Raw genomic sequence first — 21,578 nt, 5'->3', positions numbered from 1 at the left:
CAGATCACGAAAATGAATCGATCACCCCGGATCGATTCAAAACTCTCGTTGGACCTATGCGCGCCGATCGCCGAATCTTCGCGCATGACGATCGTTCAGCCCTACCAGATCTATGTCGAGCGAAGGGACGCGGCCAGAAACATGGCGCGCTACTACTCCATGCAGATCTCCATGTCCCTATTGGGCGAGGCGTGCCTGACGCGGCGCTGGGGACGGATCGGAAGTCACGGCCAGATGATGGTGCACCACTTCGCGCGGGAGGAGGAGGCGGTCAAACTCTTCCTCGAGCTAACGCGTAGCAAACGTCAGCGCGGCTATCGTCCGAGGATGTGATCCGGAAAGGTGCGCGACTTCACCGCGGCTTGAAGTCGACCAGAAGCGATTTGAGCTCGATTTCGCGGACGCGCCGCGCCGCTTCATCGGGGCTGACCCAGGCGACCAAACGCTCGCCTTTCTCCTTGTATTTTTCCGCCAGCTTGGTGACTTCGATCTGGAAGATGTCAACGATACAGGGCACCACGTCGCCGTCATCGAGCATCTTTAAGTAGGTGTAGCTGCCAATCGGCTTCTTGCGAACTTTCCCGCGAACACCGGCCTCCTGCAAGGCTTCGATCGCCGCGGCCTCGTGCGGTTCCTTCTGTTTCATCGGCCAGCCTTTTGGAATGAGCCAGCGGCCGCTGTCGCGCGACGTCACCACAAGGATCTCGATCGCGCCGTCAGGCACGTAACGATAGCAAAGTGCTGCACATTGCTGGCGAAACGAACCCGAAAACAGTTTCTCGGGCGAGGCAGCCAGCTTCTGCAACAGCGTCTTCGGTTTTGGTGGTTTCGGCGCCTTTGACTTCTTGATCGCTCTCAAGCTCCTCGATACTTGGCGCCAATTTGCGGACATCTAGGACATCCGCCCCTCATGTCAAAGGAGAAAATGGAAAGAAACGTTCCGGCAAGAGGCTCACGCCTTGGCAGATATTGCGCTCAATTCCTCAAGGTCGAGATCGCGCTCCAGTTCATGCAGCGTTTCATCGTCGATTTCGCCGGCGCGATGAAGCCGGATGAGTTCGCGCCGCCCGGTCGCGACCGCTTCGAGCACGACGTCGAAATGGGCGTGGAGGATCGGCGTGTAATGCTCCGTGCGCGCGGCATAGTCGACGATCGAAACCGCTCGGCGCTGATAGCGGTCCAGCAATTGCGGATGGATGAGATTGCCCGCCGCGTCATAGGCGCGGCTTTGAATGGTGATGAGCTGCGCCTGGGCCATCGCCGCCTCGGCCTGGCTTAGGGTGAGGGGTGCCTTTTCAGACGAAGGCTCGACGAGCCTCGCCCAGGCGATCACCCGCCCGAGCGTCGTTCCCTGGATCAGCACCGTTCCAAGGATAACGGCAAAGGAGGTTACCAGGATGAAGTCCCGGCCGGGGAAGCCTTCGGGCACGCTCAGCGCAAGCGCGAGCGTTACCACGCCGCGAACGCCGGCCCAGGAAAGCACGGTCGCACCACGCGCGCCGACCGGCGTGTAGCGCTTGAGCCCCAGCCTGTTGCCAAGCCAGATTGCGAAGTCGGAACCGAACACCCAGAAGAAGCGGGCGACGGTGAGCGCGAAGAGTACCATGAGGATCGGCCATCCCAAGGTCGCTGCAACGGTCTCGAACCCGCCGCCGCGCTCGACCACGCCGCGAAGCGACAGGCCGATCAGGATGAAAACCGCGGCCTCCATCAGGAAGACGATGACGGTCCAGAAGGCCGAGCCGCGCATACGGGTGGCGGCCGAGAGCACGGTGTGCTGGTGCCAACTGGCGACGAGGCCGGTGGTAACTGTCGCGATCACGCCTGAAACATGCAGGAACTCGCCGAGCAGGTAGGACGTCCAGGACAAAAGGGCCGTCGCGGCGATGATCAGGTACTCATCTCCGAGGCGGCGGGCAAGCAGCACCCACGCCGTACCGATGGCGAGGCCGACAAGGGCACCGCCGATCGCCAGCAGGAAGAAGTTGCCGACCGCCTCGCCGGCGCTGAAAGCCCCGGTGACGCCGGCGGCGATCGCGAAGCGGAACAATACCAGTCCGCTTGCATCGTTGAGCAGGCTTTCGCCTTCGAGCAGGATCTGCAGCCGTCGCGGCAACTGCACGCGCTGCAGCACGGCCCGTGCCGAGACGGCGTCGGGCGGCGAGACGATCGCCCCGAGTGCGGCGCATGCGGCCCAAGGCAGGGACGGGAAGATGAGGTGCGTCACGACGGCAACGACGGCCGCGGTAAAAAACACTGCGCCGATCGCAAGTGACGCGATGCCGATCAGGTGACGGCGCAGGCGGCCGACCGCGATCGTCCAGGCGCCATCGAGGAGCAGCGGCGGCAAGAAGATGACGAGCACCAGCTCCGGGTCGACCGCGATGGCCGGCAGCCCCGGCATGAAGGCGAGCATCGCGCCACCGCTAAGAAGCGCCACCGACGGCGGCAGGCCGAGCCGATGCGCGACGTAGTGCAGCGCGATGATCGCGACAAACATGCCGATCACCAGTTCGAACAGATGTATCGGCTCCACCGGTCTCCCGCCTCCATCGCTCAATGACGCGGCCCATTACAGAACACGTTTTTTCGAAACGCAATTGCGCGTGCAGCAACAGTGGCGTGGAGCCTTGCCGAAGGTGAAGGGTCGCAGAAAAGAAAAAAGGGCCAGCGGAAGACCGCGGCCCATAAAGGTGTGAAGGTCAAAAACCTCCAGAGGGGAACAGCTGCTGCGGCGGACTGGGAGGAGACCCGCCATGTGCATCAGCTGTGTGCTTTATGCCTGATTTTTGACCAGCTGGAAAACATTTATTGTGCAATGCAGCTATGCATAAACGCAAGACGTGCGCCGCGGTCGTCGGCCGGAACTGCCAAACGGTGCCAAAATGAGCGTTCTGTGGGAGGAGGGGACGCCGCCAAGGACCCCCGTCCGGGCGGACAATCGGGACCGGCACACGTGCCGGCCCCGATGAGATAGTTGCTACACTAACGGTCGTGAGCTTGACCGCACAGCCATTTTACGAGCGCTTTTACGATCGAACAGCCGGCAACCCGACTTCCGGCCTTGTCCGCAGCCGGTCCACAGGTTGTTCACAGGGAAAGGAGGCGCTAACGCGTTGAAACGCAGTTCAGTTTTCCAAACTGTGAGCTACTGCCCCTGAAAAGAATGCACCGTATCAGGTCAGCGATACCTCGCGGGTTTCCGCATCGATCATCGCAGCGGCGATCGCCGCCACAAGCAGCAAGCCTGCAAAGGTGCCGATCGCTAGGCCGAAGCCCTTCGCCACCAGCAATCCGATGAGCGAAGGCGCAAGCAGGCCACCGAGCCGAGCCATGCCGCCGGCCGCCCCCATGCCGGTCGCGCGCGAGGCGGTCGGATAGAGTTCCGGCGTATAGGCATAGAGTGCGCCCCATGTGCCGAGCAGTGCAAAGCTCATGATCAGGAGCGCAGCAGCAACGACTAAGGCCGCATCCGCCACGACGAACAACAGGCAACTGAGGGCGGAGAGCAGGCAGAAACCGACCAGCGTCGGGCGCCGTCCCCACTTCTCGACGCCGTAGGCGGCAAGCGCATAGCCCGGGATCTGCGCCAGAGCGATGAGAACGAGGAACCCATAGCCACGCACGAAGCCGAAGCCTTCTCCCGCAAGCCGCGGCGGCATCCAGGTAAAGACGCCATAGTAGGAGACCGAGACGAGGAACCAGACCGAAAGGATCAGAAGGCTGCGGCGACGCAAGTCCTTCGAAAAGATACTGATATCGGCGGTCGGTACAGGCGGGGCGATCGATACGGTCGGCTCGAGTTGCGGTCGAGCGTTGGCTGCCAGCATTCGATCGACGATCGCCTTGGCCGCCTCCGCCTTGCCCGCGCGCAACAGGTAAAGCGGCGATTCCGGCACGAGAAAGCGTAGTCCGACGCCAATGACTGCCGGAATGGCCGTGACGGCAAAGATGTAGCGCCATCCGTCCGTAAGGCCGGCAAGAGCGATGAGCCATGCCGCCAGTGCCACGATCAGCGTGCCCACGGCCCAGAAGCCTTCGAGCATGACCAGCCATCGCCCGCGGCTGCGCGCCGGCAGGAATTCCGACATCATCGCATAATCGACGGGAAGTGTGCCGCCGACCGCAGCGCCGGTGAGGAAGCGCAGGACAAGCAGGACCACGAAATTCGGAGCGAAGATCGACAGAATGCCGAAGACCGCGTCGCAGGCAACGGTTACGAGCAGGACCCGGCGCCGGCCGATCCGATCGGCAAGCCTGCCGAAGCCGACGGCGCCGATCAGCATACCCAGGAAAAACAACGTGCCCGTCTGCAACGCTTGGGGAACCGTCAGCCCGAATGTTGCGGCAATGGATGCGGCGGTGAACCCGACGGCGAGCACCTGCATGGCGTCGGCCGTCCAAACCAGGCCAAATATGCCCATCAGGCGCCGCTGATAGGGGCCCGTGCCCGCCCGGTCGAGCGCTTCCTGTATCGTGATCGTCGTCATTCGACCCTACCTTGAGATTCGACGTGTGGACACTACGTCGACCGCGCCTGCTTGGATATTGCAGAAATGCCGCAGATGCGGCTGAGTGCGGCCGCGAGGATCGACCAATCTTCCGGGCACCTGGCACGGACCGGCAATTTCGACTTGCGCGACATGCACACGCGTGCAAATATGCACGCGTGTGCAATGGAGTTTCGCCGATGAACGATCACAAGCCGCGCTATTCGAACGACCTTTCGGGGCGGGCCCTGTTGTGTCGGGATGTCATTCGCTCTGCCGGCGCTCTGGTGCTCGACGGCTTCAAGGCAAGTGCCGAGCGTGGCTTTTCGCTAAAGGGCCCGCAGGATTTTCTGACGGAAACCGATGCGGCCTCCGAGGCCCATATTCGCGACGCAATTGCCACCCATTTTCCGGCCGATGCGTTCCTGGGCGAGGAGGGCGGCGGGACCGTTGCCGATCGCGTCTGGGTCGTCGATCCCGTCGACGGCACGGCAAACTTCGCGCGCGGAATCCCGCACTTCTGCATCTCCATAACCTATGTCGAACACGGACACGCAGAGATCGGCGCAATCTACAATCCGGCCCACGACGAACTTTATTTCTGCCGCCGGGGAGAAGGTGCAACGCTCAACGGCAAGGTCATCACGGTCTCGTCGACGGCGACCTTCGATGCCGCGTCGGTCGAAATGGGCTGGTCGCGGCGGGTGCCGGACGAGACCTATCTGGAGACGATGCGGCAGATGCTGGAGAAGGGCGCCAATGTGCGGCGCGGCGCTTCGGGGGCACTTGCGCTCGCTTACGTCGCCGATGGGCGCTCGGACGCCTATGTCGAGCTGCACATGAACTCGTGGGATTGCCTTGCCGGACTGTTGCTCGTTGCCGAGGCGGGCGGCGCCGTGTGTCCCTTCATGGAAATAGGCAGCCTGCTCGACGGCGGGCCGGTGCTCGCATCGACGCCGGCGATTGCCGGCGGCGTAAGTGTGGCTTCAGGCATCCCGGTCCAGAAAAGGGAGCAAGCCGCCAGGCTCCAGCTGGCCTGAAACCGCGGTAGCCTGAACACGCATGCCACCCGTTCGCATACACAAGGGGAAATCCAATGGACGCACCGGTCTACACCCGGCCCGCTATCAGTCTGATCGCCAGAGAACTCGGGCCCCACAGCGCCGATCTCTATATCGGCGGCAGTGACGGCGCGCGTGACCTGGACCTGCTCAAGCGTCACGGGATCTCCATTGTCGTCAATTGCGCGATCAACCTGGACATCAACCTCGTGCGCGAAGAAGAAGTCAGCATCAATGATGATCTTTGTGCAAGCGGCTATGCGGCCGTCCGCTATTACAAGCTCGGCATGATCGACGGTGATGGCAGCCCCGACACGATGATGCTCGGTGCCTATTACATTCTCGACGGTGCGCTACGCCAGACGATGCCGAAGCGCGCAACCTACCCCTTCGCCGATGGCGGCAACATCCTCGTCAATTGCCGCGGCGGACGCAGCCGCTCGGTGTCGCTGGTGGCGCTGTTCCTGCACAAGCAGCAGCCGCATCTGTTTCCCACACTCGACGCGGCCGTCGCCCACATCCGCGAGCATCGCGAACTGCGGCCGGATGAATGGTTCGAGACGCCGAAGCCCATGCTCTATGAGGCAGCGCGCCGCGCTTCGGCCTGGATCGACCTCGTCGAGGCCTCCCGTCTGGAGATGAAGGCCGATGTCTGATTTGCCTCGAATCGCCATCATCGCCGACGCCCATTTCCATGATCTTGAAGGCGATTTCGAGTTCCCGCGGATAGAGATCGACGGCGAAAAACTGGCCGTCAGAAGCTGGGCCGACACGCGCGAATCCACCCGCGTCTTCAACGAAAGTGCCAAAGCGCTGGACGAGGCCTTGGCGGAGGTCGCGCGCCGCGGCATCCGTCACGTCGTCCTTTTGGGCGACTACACGGACGACGGGCAAAGACAGACAACGGCGCGCCTGCGCACCATTCTTGATGGGCACGAGAGCGCCCATGGCACGCGCTTTTATGCGCTTCCGGGCAACCACGACATCTTCGGGCCCAAGGGGCGACACCACACCAAACAATTTCTTGATCGGAACGACGTGAGGGTCCTCGTCACGAGCGACGTAGGAAAGGCAGCCCCCGGCAGCCACGCAACGCCGCGCATGTATTGCGAGGGATATCCGACGGGCCTTGCCCCCGTGGCTACCCATGGGTACTTCCGACGGCCGGACTATCTTCATTGGGAAACCCCGTTCGGGGCGTCTGACCGCGTCGAGGATCGGCTCTACCCGGTCTCGTCTCCGGACGGCCGGAATTGCTACCGGCTGATGGATGCCTCCTATCTGGTCGAGCCCGAGCCGGGTCTCTGGCTGCTGATGATCGACGCCAACGTCTTCGAACCACGCGACGGCCTGTTTGAGGAGGGTGATGAAGCCGCTTTCGTCGACAGCACCGGCGCGGGCTGGAACGCGCTTATCAGGCTGAAACCGTTCATCGTCGACTGGATTGCCGACGTGTCCGCGCGCGCAACGAAACTCGGAAAAACGCTGCTCGCATTCTCGCATTATCCGGTGCTCGATCCCTTCGATGGCGCAACGGGAGCCGAAAGCGTTCTCTTCGGCGAGACCAATATTGCCCGCAGGACACCACAGCAGGCGGTCGCAGATGCACTGATGACCGCCGGCATGACGCTGCATTTTAGCGGGCACCTGCATGTCGAAGGCGTTACGCGCCGCGCGGGCGGCTGCCGCTCGCTGATCAATGTCGCCGTGCCATCGCTCGTGGCCTTTCCGCCGGCCTTCAAGATCGTCGAACCGTCTCAATCGGCGTCGTCCATCGAAACCGTCGAACTGTCAGCGATGGCCGTCGATCCACGCGTGCTGCGCGCCTATCGTCGCGAAGCGGCGCGAGCCGGCGAATATCCGGACCCCGCCTTTGCCGCGGCGGATTACGGTTCCTTCCTGAAGGCACACAAGCGTGCCCTGGTCCAGCATCGCTATTTTCCGAAGGAATGGCCCGGAGATGTCGTCAACGAAATATCCGGGCTTTCGATCGCTGCGGTCCGCAAGTTGATGCCCGACGCCGGCGCCATGACGAGCGCTTCCGGGCAAGGAGCGATCGCCATCTCTGAGGACGCCGCCAGCCTCGACATGATCGAGGTGATCGCCGATTGGTATTGCCTGCGCCAGGCCGGCGTCCTTGCGCTTGACAAGATACCTGAGCGGCGGCGCGCGCTTTATCGCCTGCTCGCCAAACACGTCGGCCGTCCGCCCGGGACCGGCTGGGACGGATCGACATCAGGCTTCCTAGCGATCTTCTTCGGGGCCTTCGACGCCTTCCTCGATCGTGCCGAAGCGGGAAGCCTGCACATCCGCATCGAGAGCACCTCCGACACGGAAGAGGCTGCCTGACCATGGACCAGTTGCTCTCCACGGCCTCTTCCTCCGCGCCGCCGGCGACTTTCATCGAGTTGCGGGAATCTTGCCGTCTGGGCCGACGTCATCTGAAGGGTGGGCGCCTGGAAGTGGCCAAGTTCGTGCTTGCCCATCCGTACGACGTCGCCTTTGCGAGCGCACGGGAAGTGGCCGTGCGCAGCGGTGTCTCGACGACGACAGTCATGCGGCTCGTCAGCGACCTCGGCTTTGAGACCTATGCATCCTTTCAGCAACTCTTCCGAGCGGAGTTGTTGCGCGGCCGGCAATAAGCATTGGGGAGGGGCCATGAGCACTGCGATCGTCAGCATCAACCTCTTCGGCGCGGTGGCGCTCCTCCTGTTCGGCCTTGGTCAGGTTCGCGACGGCATGCAACGCGCTTTTGGTGCCCGTCTGAAAGTCGGACTGGCGGCCGGGACGCGTGACGGTCTTCGTTCGTTTTTCAGTGGCCTCGTCGCAACCATCACCCTCCAGAGCTCCACCGCCACCGCTCTCATGGTCGCGTCCTTCGTCGAGCGTGATCTCATCGTGCCGCGCATGGCGCAGATCGTGCTGCTCGGCGCCAACGTCGGCACGGCGATGACGGCCTGGATCGTGGCTTTGGGGCTCGGCTGGCTCTCACCGCTCTTGCTGCTTTGCGGTTTCGTTGTCGGGCGCGGCAGCTCGAGCACGCGCAAGGGATCAGGCGCAGCGCTCGTCGGCATCGGGCTGATGTTGCTGTCGCTGCATCTGATTGGCGGTGCGACCGAACCGCTGCGGACCTCTGCCGCCCTTTCGGCTTTCTTCGGGATGCTCGACAATGCCTGGCCGGTGGCGCTCGTCATCTCGGCAGGACTCGCAGCGCTCGCGTCATCGAGCCTGGCAGTCGTTGTGCTGGTCCTGTCTCTTGCAACATCCGCCAGCCTTTCGACCGGCCCGCTCATCGCCCTCGTTCTGGGAGCCAATCTCGGCGGTGCTGTGCCCCCGGTTCTAGCCACATTCAAGGCTGCGGCGAGCGCCAGGCGGGTTGCCCTTGGCAACCTGATCGTGCGTGCCGTCGGCGCCGCTCTGGCGCTCGCCGGGTACATCGCCCCGCATATCGACTGGCCGCCTGTCTCACGCGGCAATCTGCCGGTTGATGTGCATCTCGCCTTCAATCTCGCACTGGCGCTTCTGGCGGCCCCCCTCGCTCGGCCTCTATCCCGCCTGACCATGCGCCTGTTGCCGGACGAGCCAAAGGCGACGGACGGCCCGCTTTTCCTGGAACAGAACGATCTCGGCACGCCGGTCGCAGCGCTTGCCGGCGCAAGTCGGGAAGTGCTCGGCGTCGGCGACCTGATCGAGCGCATGCTGGTCGAAGCAAACGACGCCCTGCAGCAGACGGACCCTTCAAGGCTTGCTGCGATCAGCACGCTTGAAGGGCGCGTGGATCGCGTGCAACACGAGATCAAGGTTTACGTCTCGCGCGTCGGCCAGTCCGAAATCGCCGAGGAACAGCGCCGCCACGCCATGGATATCGTCGACTATGCCATCAACCTCGAGCATATCGGCGACATCATCGAGAAGGGGCTCCTTGCCGAACTTGCAAAGAAGATCGCCCGCGGCCTGGCTTTCTCCTCCGATGGCCACGAGGAACTGTCGCGTCTCTTCGCCATCACGATCGACAATCTGCGCATGGCCCAGGCCGTGTTTGCCACGCGTGACAACGCGATGGCGCGGCGCCTGGTAGAAGCCAAGGAAGATGTCCGCAGGCTGGAGCGGCAGTCGGCTGAGCGGCATCTGCAGCGCCTGCGCGATGGTCGCGCCGAAAGCATCGAAACCAGCTCGCTCCATCTCGACATGCTGCGCGATCTCAAACGCATCAATGCACACATCGCAACCGTCGCGCACCCCATCCTTGATCAGAGTGGGTTGTTGATCGACAGCCGTATCCGGCCGGCGGCCACTTGAGCATTCCGGTCTAGCGTCGGGCGGTCTTGCGCTCGACCATCGTGACGGGAACGACCTGAAGTCGCGTTTCCATCTCGTCGGCTTCCAGCGCTTCGAGAACATGCTCCGTCAGAGCGGAGAAGGACTGCGCAACGGTGGTGAGTTCGTAGCTCTTCCACCCTGCCTGCGGAATATCGTCGAAGCCGACGACGGAAAGATCGGCCGGCACGCGGCGGTGCATTTCGGTGCGGGCAGCGTCGAGAAAGCCGAGAGCCAAGAGATCGGTAACGCAAAACGCGCCGTCGATCGCCTCGTCGCCGAGCACCTCGCAGCCAGCCTGGTAACCGCTTTCATAACTCGTGGTACCGCCCGACCAGGCGACCACCTCGACCCCGGCGGTCGCCATTTTCTTTTTGAACGCAGTGGTGCGGCGCACCTGAGCAGGGGTTTGGCTGCCACTCGAGATCACCGCAACCTTCTTGCAGCCCGCCTCGATCAGGCGCAGTGCTGCAAGGTCCGCACCGCGGGAATCGTCGCTCAGCACCATGCTGGTATCGGTGCGATCGATTTTCTGGTTGATCAGGATCAGGCGCACGCCGTTGGCAATGCACTGGTCGACGATCGATTCCGGCGGCTCTCCGGAAAGAACGATGATCGCTTGCGCCCGGAATTCGAACAGTAGCTCGATCAGCGGCGCGATATCCTTTCGCGCATCCGCGGCATTGAGCAACAGGCATTGCAGACCGCGACGCAACAGGCCGATGCTCAAGAGATCGAGCTGTTTTGCATGGAAGGGTGCGCTGAGATTGGCACCGACGACCCCGATGAGATTGGAGCGGTCGTTGTTCAGTCCTTGCGCCAGCCGGTTGACCCGGTAACCGAGCTCCCGGGCGGCTTTGAGAACCTTGCGCCGCACAGCCTGGGATACGCTGGCTCCGGGCGTAAAGGTTCGCGAGACCGCCGAGCGTGAGACGCCCGCGCGTTTTGCAACCTCTTCGGCCGTCACAAAGCCCCTCGCCATGCCTTTCTCCTGCAGAATCAGATGCTTTTCATCAGGGCCACAAAAGCAGCCCCATTCCAACGAAAAAGTTCGAGCCTACCCGCTCGGTGAACCAGCAGATGATGCCGGTGAACGGTCGCCATCGCTCCGTCTATATCGGCTATTTCTCCCCGCTGAAGTCATTCGCCCAACCTCAATGATCACGTGTTCCAAAAACAATACATCATTGTCACAAAAGAGTCATCAAAAACAACGGCTTATATCATTGCGCACGTGTGCATTTTTTTGTTGACAATGGCGCCTCACCATTGGATCATACGTTCCATAGACAGAGCTGGATTGGAATTTTTGTTCTGTCTATGTTCGTGGTGACGGCGGCGCGGTTGAGGAGCTTGCGCCGACATCTGGCAAGCGCTTGCGCCTGCCCTGCGAACGGGGAGGATTGAATAACCGACAGCCGCGCCTTTTGCGTCATTGAGCGGCTTCTTGCGTAGGTCAGCGCCACGCCCTGGCGGCTGATTTCTATTCCCCGTTGGCACTTTGAAAGTTCCGCCCGGCATCGATCGCCGGGGCAGGCAGCGCATGTTGAGTTCCAAGGGGAAGAGCATGGCCTTATTGAGTGAGACAGCCAAAGCGGCTACATTGCCCGGCAGCGCAATGGCGCCGACGGCATGGCAGCGCTGGCGCTATCGGATGAAGGTCGCGTCGCGGGAGCCGACGACGCTGATCGGCGTCCTGACGGCACTTCTCTTTACCTATCTCATCGTCGTGCCGATCATCTCGATCGTGCTCGATTCCGTGCGCGTCCAATTCGGCCACGAGCGGCGGCTCGGCAAGGACTTTGGTGAGCTTACGCTCTACTACCTTGATCGAGCCTTCCTGTCGCCGGTCTCGGTCGATCTTTTCTGGCGGCCGCTCTTCAACACGCTATCGGTTGCGCTCGGAGCGATCAGCCTTTCTTTGTTGATCGGTACGGTGCTCGCCTGGTTGATCAGCCGGACAGACATGTTCGGACGGCGCTGGTTCGCAACAGCGCTGATCGTGCCCTACATGCTGCCGGCCTGGACCTTTGCGCTTGCCTGGACAACGCTCTTCAAGAACCGCACGGTCGGCGGCCAGCCGGGCTGGTTCGAGGCCATGGGGCTAACGCCGCCCGACTGGGTCGCCTATGGGCGCTTCCCGATCATCGTGATCCTGGCGCTACATTATACGCCGTTCGTCATCCTGCTGTTTGGCTCTGCCCTTCGTCGCTTCGATTCCCAGCTCGAAGATTCCGCCCGTATCCTTGGAGCCAAGCGCTACCAGGTGGCGATGCAGATCATCCTGCCGCTGATGCGTCCCGCACTTCTGTCCTCGATGGTGCTGATTTTCGCCAAGTGCCTCGGCGAGTTTGGCGTGCCCTATGTGCTCGGCCTGCCGGTCAAGTTCGAAGTGCTTTCCACCTCGCTCTTTCGCAGCATCGCGTCGCGCCAGACCGGCGTTGCCGGTGTCGTCGCGGCCTCGATCATGCTGATCGGCATCGTCACCCTGATGATCGATGCGCGTCTTGTTCGTGAAGCCCGGCGCTTCGTTACTGTTGGCTCGAAGGGTTCGATGAACCGCCAGAGCCGGCTCGGCAAGTACCGCCTGCCGGCGACCGGTTTTGCCGCACTTATCTTTCTCTTGAGCGTCGGACTGCCGCTTCTGACCCTGTTCCTCTCCACCATCATGAAGCTGCCGGCGCAGTTCACGCTCGACAATTTCACGCTCGACTACTGGATCGGCCGTGATCTCCACACGGTGGCACTGCAGACGGGGGTCCTCTTAAGCCCCGATCTATGGGCGGCTGCAAAAAACACGCTCGTCATCGTCGGTCTTGCGTCCTTGACCTCGGGCATTCTCGGACTTCTTGTCGGCTATGTGGTCATCCGCACGCCGGTGAAGGTCCTGTCGGTCTATCTGCGGCAGGTCACCTTCTTGCCCTATCTGGTGCCGGGTATCGCCTTTGCCGCCGCCTATCTGTCGCTCTTCGCCGTGCCACGCGGACCGATGCCGGCCCTCTATGGTACCGTCACCATCCTTGTCCTGGCGCTGATCGCCGACCAGATGCCTTACGCCTCGCGCGCCGGTATCTCGGCCATGACCCAGCTTGGCAAGGATCCGGAAGAGGCGGCCCAGATTTCCGGCGCCGGCTGGTTCCGGCGGATGATGTTGATCGTCATTCCAATCCAGAAGGGCTCGCTGGTAACAGGCGTGCTGCTGCCCTTCATCTCGGGCATCAAGGGCCTGAGCCTCTTCGTCATCCTCGCCGTGCCGAGCACCGATGTTCTGACCACCTATTCGCTCCGGCTCGTCGACTACCACTACACGCAAGCCGCCAATGCCGTCGTGCTGATCATCGCGGCGATCGCCTATCTCGGAACCCTGGCAGCCCAGAAGCTGACCAAGACCAATCTCGCAGAAGGACTCGGAAGCTGATGCCCACCATCAATCTCAGCGGCGCCCAGAAGAACTACGGCGTCAATTCCGCCAATGCCGTCTCGAACCTCGATCTCGAAATCCGCGACGGCGAGTTCATGTGCCTTCTTGGACCCTCTGGCTGCGGCAAGACCACGACGCTGCGCATGATCGCCGGCCTCGAAAACCTCTCGGACGGCGAGATCCGCATCGGAGAGCGGGTGGTCGACTCGGTCAGGGCAGGCGTGTTCATCCCGCCGGAAAAGCGTGAGATGGGGCTGGTATTCCAGAGTTACGCGCTCTGGCCGCACCTGACAATCGAACGCAACACCGACTTCGGTCTGAGGCTGCGCAAACTGCCGAAGGAAGAGCGTGAAATGCGCGTCGAGAAAGTGATGCAGGCGCTCGACATCGCCAAGTACCGCGACCGCTACCCGTCGCAGCTCTCGGGCGGCCAGCAGCAGCGCGTGGCGCTCGCCCGCATGCTGGCGGTCAATCCGGGCGTTCTGTTGCTCGACGAGCCGCTGTCGAACCTCGACGCCCGGCTCCGGCTCGAGATGCGCGCCGAGCTCAAACGCATCCACAAGGAGTTCAAGACGACCATCGTCTTCGTCACCCACGACCAGTGGGAGGCAATGACGCTGGCAACGACGATCGCCGTCATGAACGAGGGCACGCTGCAGCAGATGGGCACGCCCAACGATATCTATGATCGCCCGGCCAATCGCTTCGTCGCGGAATTCGTCGGTAGCCCGCCGATCAACATCCTGAACTTCGGATCGGCCGCCGCCTCTGAGCTGTCGCGCGCAGCCGAGGCCTATCTTGGCACGCGCCACCCGTCGTTGCGCGGCATTGGCTCGATCGGCATCCGACCGGAAGCGATCGGCTATTCGGTCAAAACCAACGATGTGCCGGCCGGCAGCTTCTCCGGCGAAATGACGGTGACAGGCGTCCTGCCGACCGGCGGCAGCTGGATCCTGGAGCTCAGGAACGGCAGCGACACGCTGTTCTTGACGACCAATGCCCTGCCGCGCGTCGAGACCGGAACGAGGGTTTCGTTCTTTGCGCCGCCTGAGGCGCTGCACGTTTTTAACAAGGACGGCCAGCGGATCGCCGAAGCGGACGCGCTGCTGCGCAAGTCCACGCTGAACTAAGGCGCTTCAGTGCCGAACGACAAATCGAAACATAATCTGAGGGAGGAACAGACGATGCAATTTCTAAGGACTGAAAGGACGCACCGTGCAATCAGGCGCGCGCTGCTGGCAACGACCATCGTCGCCTTCGCCGGACCGGCGCTGGCACAAGAGCCGTTCGACCTGAACGCGCTGATCGAGGCCGCGCGCAAGGAACCGCCGATTACGGTTTATGACAGCACCGGCAAAATCGTCGAAATGGCCAAGGCCTTTGCCCAGAAATATGGCGTCGGCGCCGAGGGCTCCAAGGTCAAGGCGACTGCCCAGCTTGAGATGATCATTCGCGAGGCCCGTGCCAACAACATCCAGGGCGATGTCTCGATCATCAGCGACGCACCGGCCGCGATGGCGCAACTCATCCCGCAGGGCTTTGCCGAAAGCTGGCTGCCGCCGGATCTCGCAGCCAACATCCCCACTGAGTATCAGGACCCGCTGACCGTCGTTACCAGCGCCAATGTCTGGGCCTACAACACTGAGCTCTTCGACAAGTGCCCGGTCAGCAACATCTGGCAGCTGACGGGACCTGAGTGGAAAGGCAAGGTCGCCATGCAGGATCCGCTCGGCAAGCCATCCTATGTCGACTGGTTCAACCAGATGGCCAAGCACGGCGACGACAAAGTGGCGGCCGCCTATAAAGAGCTTTACGGGAAGGATCTCGAAACCGACGACGGCAGTGCGACGGCCGCCTGGGTCAAGGCGCTCGCTGCCAACGCTCCCTTGCTGACGGACGCCGATGCGGCCGCTGCTGATGCCGTCGGCGCGCCGGGTCAGTCGCAACCCTTCATGGGGCTGATGAGCTCGGCGAAGTTTCGCGACAATGCCGAAAAGGGCATGAAGCTCGGCCTTTGCAAGGACCTGAAACCCTGGCTCGGCTGGATGTATCCGGGCGTGGGGCTGATCACCAAGGGCACCAACAGCCCGAACGCCTCAAAGCTCTTCATCCACTACGTGATGACCGCCGAAGGCATCGCGCCGCAGGCAGAAGACGGAAAAATGTCGACCAACAAGGACGTTTCGCTGCCCGCAGACGAGCCGTCGGGCATCGGCGCCGTTCTTGATCAGGTCATGCCCTACCAGATGGCAACGAGCCTCGACGACTGGGACGCGCGCGAGACCTGGCAGGACCTCTGGCGGCTCAGCTACCAGAAGTAATCGCCTGAACATGTGAAACGGTCTCCTTGGGAGGGGAAACCATGAGCAAAGGTAAGAACAGGGTTATGATCATGGGGGCGGTATTTGCCGCCCTTGCGGCCGCATTGGCCGTCGAGGCAAACGCCGAGGAGGCGTTTGATCTCAATGCGCTGGTGGAGGCGGCGAAGAAAGAAAAGCCGATCAATGTCTATGACAGCACCGGCAAGATCGTCGAGATGGCCGAGGCCTTCACCGCCAAATACGGGGTGAAGGCGACCGGCGTCAAAGTCTCGGCCAACAGCCAGCTGGAGATGATCATCCGCGAAGCCCAGGCCGGCAACGTCCAGGGCGATGTCGCCCTGATCACCGACGCGCCGGCAGCGCTCGCCCAGCTTCTGCCGCAGGGCTTCGTCGAAAGCTATCTGCCCGGCGACATGAAGGAGAAGATACCGGCGGCCTTCCAGAACCCGCTGGCGATTTCGACCAATGCCAATGTCTGGGCCTATAACACCGAGGCCTATGACAAATGCCCGGTCGGCAATATCTGGGAGCTGACCGAGGCAAAATGGAAAGGCAAGATCGCGCTGGTCGATCCCCTGACCAAGAGCACCTATACCGACTGGTTCAACCAGTTGGAAAAGCATGCCGACAACGCCGTGAAGGAGGCCTACAAGGTCCACTTCGGCAAGGATCTCGAAACCGCTGAAAAAAGTGCAGCGGCCGCCTGGATCAAGGCCCTGGCACAAAACGGCCCGCTGGTAACTGACGGCGACGATCCGGTTGCCGAAGCCGTCGGCGCCGCCGGCCAGAAGGAGCCCTTTTTCGGGCTCCTGAGCTCCGCCAAGTTCCGTGATAACGAAGGCAAAGGCTACAAACTCGGGCTCTGCACGGAGCTGACCCCCTGGGTCGGCTGGACCTACACCAAGCTCGGCCTGATCGCCTCGAAATCCGCGAGCCCGAATGCCGCGAAGCTCTTCATCCACTACGTGCTGACGGAAGAGGGCATAGCGCCCCAGATGAAGGACGGCAAGCTGCCGACCAATGTCGACATCAAGATGCCTCAAGACGAACCGTCGGGGATCATGGAGGTAGCGGACCGCCTCTTTCCCTATGACGCGGCCACTGGGCTTGACGATTTCGACCGACGCGAGGAGTGGCAGGATTTCTGGCGCATGAACTACAGCAAGTAAAATCCCGGCCGGCGCGGCCTCACGAGGACAGGTCGCGCCGGCCGTTCCAGGATGAACAGGAAGAGAGCATGACCGACGCCAATCTCGCCACGAGCCGTAACCAATCCGATAGAGACACCAAGCGCGACTACTCGCGGCGACTGATGACGATCGCCGAAGGTGCGGCCCGCTCGGCCGCCGGCCCCTTGCTCGCTGCGTTTCGCTCGGAAATGGTCGTCGACTACAAGCGCGATCTCCACGACGTCGTGACGGTCTACGACAGGCAAGCCGAGGCATCCATCCGCGACTACATCTTCGCGCACGAGCCGAATTCGGCGATGCTTGGCGAAGAGGGCGGGCAGGTCGGTGAGGGCGACATCCAATGGTATGTCGATCCGATCGACGGGACCGCGAACTTCGCACGAGGACTTGCCTTCTGGTGCATATCGATTGCAGCGGTTGAAGGCGGATCGGTTGTGGCCGGGGTCGTCTATGACCCGGTGGCCGATCTCCTGTTTTCGAGCGACGTCGAGCGTGCCTATCTCAATGGAAAGGTCATTGCCTCCAAAGCCATCGGTGACGAAAGCCGGGCAACGCTGATCACCGGCTACCCGGTCTCGCGCGACTTTCGCCTGGATGGCCGCAACGAGGCACTTGCCCGCCTCGGTGATCTGGTCGAAACCTTCTCGACCGTGCGTCGCCCTGGAAGTGCAGCTTTGAGCATCGCCCATGTGGCGGCGGGTTTTGTCGATGCGGCCGCGGGCTTTGGCGTCAACGCCTGGGATGTGGCCGCAGCGACGCTGATCCTGAAGAACGCAGGCGGCCGTTATGCGCCGTTGTCGCTTGGCAAAGTGCCGGAAGGATCCGCCGACTACCTTTGCCCGGGGTATCTCGCCTATGGCCGGGGTGGCGACTATCCAACCCTGAACCGTGTCGCCGCCGCAATCTCTGCCGGGCGCAGCGCGAAGGCGCCGTCGCCATGAAAGCCCATGAGGAAACCATGCTCGACAATCTTAGCGATGCCTCAACCACGGAAAAGACCAGCAGCGAATTGCCAAGGCTCAGTCTCGTCTATCCGAAGCATCCGACCTATGGCGTCGACATCTTCATTTCCGGCAAGGAAGGTGCGAGCGACCTCGAACTCCTGCGCAAGAGCGGGATCACGACGGTCGTCAATTGCGCGGTCAATCTGGACTTCAATTTCGTCGACCAGCCGAAGCTCGTCTCGGATCACCGCAACAGCATCCATGGACCGGGCGAAATCCGCTACTACAAGATCGGGCTTATCGACGGGGATGGGAACCCGGACACGCAAATGCTGGCCGCGCACTACATCCTGCGAGCGGCCCTGGAGCAGGTCCTGCCCGAAAAGCCGTCCTATCCCAGGCGCGAACGTGGCGGTGTGCTCGTCAACTGCCGCGGTGGCCGATCGCGCTCAGTCGTCGTCGTGTCGCTGTTCCTGCATTTGACGCTGCCTGATCAATTCGAAACATTGGAGCGCGCCATCGACTTCGTCCGCGAGAAGCGCGAGATCCCAAAGGACGAGTGGTACAAGGCGCCCAAACCGGTTCTGGCGGCCTCGGCCGAGCGAGCCGCGGGATGGGCACGTGCGATTGAGAGCGGGAAGGCCTGACCCGAGAACGCAGTTCAGAGACCGTCTGCAGCATGGGCCACGGAAACCTGCTCTCAGTACCGCCAGGGATGCCGACGTCTCGACGTCAACCAGCCGTCGACGCATTCTCGGCCGCCCCTCCGGTCGCGACAAGCCGGTTCTTTCGCGCATGCCAACGCGTTCGAACGCCCAAGCGGAATCGAAATCGCTTTAATAGGCGGAGCGCCTTGACGCGCGCGGCCGGCGCCATGACGCCGGCAGATCGTGATTGAGTAGAATGAAAGGCCCTATTGTTTGGGCAATATGCCCTTGTTTACGAGCCATGTTTCGAAGGTGCCGGGGCACCCCTCGCTGGTCCATCGTCCCCGATAGGAAAAGCCGGGTGCTGCGCGCGCCGTCCCGACGAAGCCGTCATATGCGCTTCTATCGGCCCCGCCTATTTTGAATGCCTTACCGGGATGTTTCCTCTTTGCCTTTGTGAATTTCATCGTCCGCCCCTTACGCAGTACAACCATGAAGTCGAAAGCGTCGCACAGCGCACGGTGCAGTCAAGGATTAGGCAATGAGCAAAAGGGGTTAGTCGCCGCACTGCCTCAGCAGTCCAGCAACCTCTGAGTGAAGAAGACCCAGAATCCGCCTCTCGGGCACGCCAAAATCGCTTCCAACCGGCGAGCGTGGCAGCTGGCCGGTTGTGCCGAAGTGACGCGCGTTTAGCGCAAAATATCTTCAAATAACCTCGTTTCGCGCCTGTGTCAGAGCTCTGAAGAGCGTCTGAGAGAGTGCATACCGTTAACTCGGCCCGAAATTAAAGGATTGGCAAGGCTCCCTGCACGAAGAGGCGACTACTCTCCATCTGGTTGCAAAGAAACTGCCATGAACATACTGACCCTGCCACTGATCAGGCATTGCGCCTCGGCCCTGCTGAAATGCCGGTCCGGGAACTTCGGCCTCTTGGCAGCGCTTGTCGCGATCCCCCTCATTGCCGCTCTTGGCGTTGCGATCGATTTCGCAGCCGCGGTCAACCGAAAGGCCGCAATGCAAAGCGCGGCCGATGCTGCGGCACTGGCGGGAGCTGCAGCAGGTGTCGGTTCGGAGCAGAAGATCGCCGTGGGTTTTCTCGGCGCCCATCTTGGCAGCAACGACACGCAAGATCTGAAAGGGCCCCCAGCTGGAACCATCAGGTCACGGTCGAGCGGGATACGGTAGCGGTGGCTGTCAATGAGGACTACGAAACCGCCATCATGCATATGTTCGGCTTCCGGACGGTTCCGATCTCAGTCATCGCGAAAGCCGCCCGAGGGGCCGGCAGCTCGGCCTGCATCCTGATCCTTGATCCGGGCAGGGCCGATGCGCTGAAGATCATCAATTCGAACTCGGTCACCAGCGAATGCGGCTTCCAGGTGAACTCGTCCCATTCGCAACGTGCGTTCTACGCCGAAAACCAGGGGAAGTTCGCAGCACCGCTGATCGCCGTCACCGGCCAGTTGAAGCTTTCCGGCCGCCTGATTTCGCCGCCGCCGGTCGACGGATCTCCTGTCGTGCCCGACCCCATGGCCGGCATGCCCGAACCGGTGTCCCCGAACGACGCCTGAACCTCCCAAAGCCTGAAGACGATCAACAGCCAGGGCAAGTCGTCGCTCGAGCCCGGGATCTATTGCGGCGGGCTGACCGTGAATGCCACGGACGAGTTAACGCTGAAGCCCGGAATTCACGCGTTCCGCCGCGGCGCGTTGACCTTGAACACATCGGCCAAGGTCATAGGCAAGGACGTGCTTTTCTATTTCGAGGACGCGCAATCGCCGCTGTTTTTGAACGGTGCGGCAATCCTACAGGTATCGGCGCCAACCAGCGGCGCGCATGCCGGCATCCTGATGTTCCAGGGCCGGCAGGCGAAGGACAGCAGCGTCCAGTTCCGCATCAACACGTCTGCTGGAAGCTTCTACAATGGGGCGATCTACTTGCCCTATGCGGTGGTCGACTGGAACGTCAGCGGAAGCCTCAATTCGGAATCGAAGTTTACCGCACTGATTACCAGGGTTTTGAACCTCTACGTGTCCGGAACGGCCTTCTTCAAGAAGCCGGGGGAGGAGGGCAAAGATTTCGTGCCCAACGGCTTCGGCAGGGGAGGCGGCGTGCGGCTGGTGGAATAGCGTCGAAACCAGCCCGCCGTAATTGCGTGCCCCGATGGCTTCGCTCGTGCGCTCGACTTTTCGGCATTGCCAATCATCGCGAAGATGGAAATGCTCAGCGGCGAAGCAACAAAAGGCATTGCGCTTGGTGCGGGGCCGCAGATGGATGGATATGGCTGAACGACGATGCGGCGAAGCGCCGCCCAAGACCGACAGCACGATTGCAAGCGCCGACTGGTACGGTCGCCAAATCGAGCGCGAGCGATACGACAACACGCTGTTCGTCGATCTCGACCTGACCGAGGCGCAGACCGTCGGCGTGGTCTTTCACGAATGCACCTTCCGGCGAGCCCGGTTCAATGCATCGTCACATCAGGCGAGCGCCTTCGTGAACTGTACGTTCGTCTCCTGTAAGTTCTTCGATAGCCGCTTCAAGGAGTGCAAGTTCGTCGGAAGCATGTTCGACGCTTGCGAGTTCGACCAGATGCAGGTGACGGGCGGCGACTGGTCCTTTACCGGATTGCCAGGCGCTGCTCTCGGCCGCGCATCCTTCAAGGAAACGCGAATGCGGGAAGCGGATCTGACCGGCGCCTCCTGCAAAGGCGGCTCGCTCAGGGACGTCGATCTTTCCGGTGCCTGGCTGCATGGGGCAGATTTTACCACCTGCGACCTCAGGGGCAGCGACCTCACCGCCTTCGATCCGGAGAATCTTCGCCTCAAGGACGCGATCATCACGATCGACCAGTCGATCATCATCGCCGAGGTTCTGGGTCTCGACGTCAGGCGAAAGTGACGCCGCCGGCGACGTATAGGACCCAACGGGTGCCTGCCGCGGACATGTCTTCGACGGCGCTATGGATCGCCTCAAAGGCATCGCTCTTGAACTTGCGCTTGGTCGCCATTGCAAATCTCCTAGAGGGCACCGGTCCCGATTTCCGCGTCAAGCTCGACCTGCGCCGATAGAGTTCGGCGAACTTCCGGAAGGCCGGGAGGTCACTTGCTTGGAAGATGGGGGAGGCGGGCCGGAGGTAAGGCCGGATTGCCCGAGAGCACCAAGAGATACCATCACACAGAGCTTT

At 61.9% G+C, this 21,578-nt stretch carries 20 protein-coding genes and 1 pseudogene; 16 read left to right on the top strand and 5 right to left on the bottom strand.

Going from position 1 to position 21,578, the window contains the following annotated elements; genetic code table 11:
* Positions 1–12 precede the first annotated feature (12 nt).
* Positions 13–333, top strand: coding sequence for a WGR domain-containing protein (locus tag OVA00_RS37340; RefSeq protein WP_082566301.1), 321 nt, complete (start codon positions 13–15; stop codon positions 331–333).
* 19 nt (positions 334–352) lie between these two features.
* On the opposite strand, the gene OVA00_RS37335 is transcribed toward OVA00_RS37340, so the two are convergent.
* The 3 genes from OVA00_RS37335 to OVA00_RS37325 all read right to left on the bottom strand — a co-directional run bounded on the left by OVA00_RS37335 (position 353) and on the right by OVA00_RS37325 (position 4,490).
* The gene (locus OVA00_RS37335; RefSeq protein WP_034796412.1) at positions 353–859 is read right to left on the bottom strand and encodes an NUDIX hydrolase; all 507 of its coding nucleotides are present in this window, start codon (positions 857–859) and stop codon (positions 353–355) included.
* 93 nt (positions 860–952) lie between these two features.
* Complete coding sequence (locus tag OVA00_RS37330) at positions 953–2,536, bottom strand: Na+/H+ antiporter (protein ID WP_268090920.1); 1,584 nt, start codon at positions 2,534–2,536, stop codon at positions 953–955.
* 640 nt (positions 2,537–3,176) lie between these two features.
* Positions 3,177–4,490 carry an MFS transporter gene (locus OVA00_RS37325; protein WP_268090918.1) on the bottom strand — a complete coding sequence of 438 codons (1,314 nt, stop codon included), beginning with the start codon at positions 4,488–4,490 and terminating at the stop codon, positions 3,177–3,179.
* Positions 4,491–4,690: 200 nt separating this feature from the next.
* Here OVA00_RS37325 and OVA00_RS37320 point away from each other — a divergent pair, with 200 nt between their 5' ends.
* The 5 genes from OVA00_RS37320 to OVA00_RS37300 are packed head-to-tail and all read left to right on the top strand — an operon-like array spanning position 4,691 to position 9,850.
* Entirely contained in the window at positions 4,691–5,530 is an 840-nt protein-coding gene (locus OVA00_RS37320; protein WP_034796402.1) for an inositol monophosphatase family protein, read from the top strand.
* Positions 5,531–5,586: 56 nt separating this feature from the next.
* Positions 5,587–6,207 carry a dual specificity protein phosphatase family protein gene (locus OVA00_RS37315; RefSeq protein ID WP_112772028.1) on the top strand — a complete coding sequence of 207 codons (621 nt, stop codon included), beginning with the start codon at positions 5,587–5,589 and terminating at the stop codon, positions 6,205–6,207.
* A complete protein-coding gene (locus OVA00_RS37310; RefSeq protein WP_112772029.1) occupies positions 6,200–7,900 on the top strand; it encodes a metallophosphoesterase family protein in 1,701 nt (566 codons plus the stop codon). The genes OVA00_RS37315 and OVA00_RS37310 overlap by 8 nt, the downstream gene beginning before the upstream one ends.
* Before the next feature lie 2 nt (positions 7,901–7,902).
* Entirely contained in the window at positions 7,903–8,193 is a 291-nt protein-coding gene (locus OVA00_RS37305) for a MurR/RpiR family transcriptional regulator (RefSeq protein ID WP_049810991.1), read from the top strand.
* A 16-nt stretch (positions 8,194–8,209) separates the two neighbouring features.
* On the top strand, positions 8,210–9,850 hold the full coding sequence (locus OVA00_RS37300; RefSeq protein ID WP_268090917.1) for a Na/Pi cotransporter family protein: 1,641 nt from the start codon (positions 8,210–8,212) through the stop codon (positions 9,848–9,850).
* A gap of 10 nt (positions 9,851–9,860) precedes the next feature.
* Here the strand turns inward: OVA00_RS37300 and OVA00_RS37295 are convergent, their stop codons facing one another.
* Positions 9,861–10,850, bottom strand: a complete 990-nt coding sequence (locus tag OVA00_RS37295; protein WP_089045101.1) for a LacI family DNA-binding transcriptional regulator — start codon at positions 10,848–10,850, stop codon at positions 9,861–9,863.
* 585 nt (positions 10,851–11,435) lie between these two features.
* On the opposite strand from OVA00_RS37295, the gene OVA00_RS37290 reads away from it, so the two are divergent.
* The 10 genes from OVA00_RS37290 (at position 11,436) to OVA00_RS37245 (ending at position 21,292) form a co-directional block, all read left to right on the top strand.
* Positions 11,436–13,286 (top strand): ABC transporter permease, encoded by a 1,851-nt coding sequence (locus OVA00_RS37290; RefSeq protein WP_029742781.1) that lies wholly within the window; start codon positions 11,436–11,438, stop codon positions 13,284–13,286.
* Positions 13,286–14,419 carry an ABC transporter ATP-binding protein gene (locus tag OVA00_RS37285; RefSeq protein ID WP_029742782.1) on the top strand — a complete coding sequence of 378 codons (1,134 nt, stop codon included), beginning with the start codon at positions 13,286–13,288 and terminating at the stop codon, positions 14,417–14,419. Before OVA00_RS37290 ends, OVA00_RS37285 begins: the two co-directional genes overlap by 1 nt.
* Positions 14,420–14,473: 54 nt before the next feature.
* Positions 14,474–15,610, top strand: a complete 1,137-nt coding sequence (locus tag OVA00_RS37280; protein ID WP_029742783.1) for an ABC transporter substrate-binding protein — start codon at positions 14,474–14,476, stop codon at positions 15,608–15,610.
* A gap of 71 nt (positions 15,611–15,681) precedes the next feature.
* Positions 15,682–16,779: an ABC transporter substrate-binding protein gene (locus OVA00_RS37275; RefSeq protein ID WP_060530220.1), complete on the top strand. Its 1,098-nt coding sequence runs from the start codon at positions 15,682–15,684 to the stop codon at positions 16,777–16,779.
* Between the two features lie 68 nt (positions 16,780–16,847).
* The gene (locus OVA00_RS37270; protein WP_112772033.1) at positions 16,848–17,741 is read left to right on the top strand and encodes an inositol monophosphatase family protein; all 894 of its coding nucleotides are present in this window, start codon (positions 16,848–16,850) and stop codon (positions 17,739–17,741) included.
* Between the two features lie 17 nt (positions 17,742–17,758).
* On the top strand, positions 17,759–18,391 hold the full coding sequence (locus OVA00_RS37265) for a dual specificity protein phosphatase family protein (RefSeq protein WP_029742786.1): 633 nt from the start codon (positions 17,759–17,761) through the stop codon (positions 18,389–18,391).
* Between the two features lie 852 nt (positions 18,392–19,243).
* Positions 19,244–19,576: a pilus assembly protein TadG-related protein gene (locus tag OVA00_RS37260; protein WP_112772034.1), complete on the top strand. Its 333-nt coding sequence runs from the start codon at positions 19,244–19,246 to the stop codon at positions 19,574–19,576.
* Positions 19,577–19,578: 2 nt separating this feature from the next.
* The gene (locus OVA00_RS37255) at positions 19,579–19,962 is read left to right on the top strand and encodes a hypothetical protein (protein WP_112772035.1); all 384 of its coding nucleotides are present in this window, start codon (positions 19,579–19,581) and stop codon (positions 19,960–19,962) included.
* 78 nt (positions 19,963–20,040) lie between these two features.
* The gene (locus OVA00_RS37250; RefSeq protein ID WP_112772036.1) at positions 20,041–20,520 is read left to right on the top strand and encodes a hypothetical protein; all 480 of its coding nucleotides are present in this window, start codon (positions 20,041–20,043) and stop codon (positions 20,518–20,520) included.
* Between the two features lie 151 nt (positions 20,521–20,671).
* Positions 20,672–21,292, top strand: coding sequence for a pentapeptide repeat-containing protein (locus OVA00_RS37245; RefSeq protein ID WP_268090915.1), 621 nt, complete (start codon positions 20,672–20,674; stop codon positions 21,290–21,292).
* Between the two features lie 28 nt (positions 21,293–21,320).
* On the opposite strand, the pseudogene OVA00_RS37240 reads toward OVA00_RS37245, so the two are convergent.
* A pseudogene (locus OVA00_RS37240) lies at positions 21,321–21,401 on the bottom strand (helix-turn-helix domain-containing protein); the annotation flags it as partial.
* Positions 21,402–21,578 lie beyond the last annotated feature (177 nt).

Source organism: Ensifer sp. SL37 (assembly GCF_026672675.1).
GTDB lineage: Bacteria > Pseudomonadota > Alphaproteobacteria > Rhizobiales > Rhizobiaceae > Ensifer > Ensifer adhaerens.
Note: the sequence above shows the minus strand (reverse complement) of the source record. Positions and strands in the feature narration are given on the sequence as shown.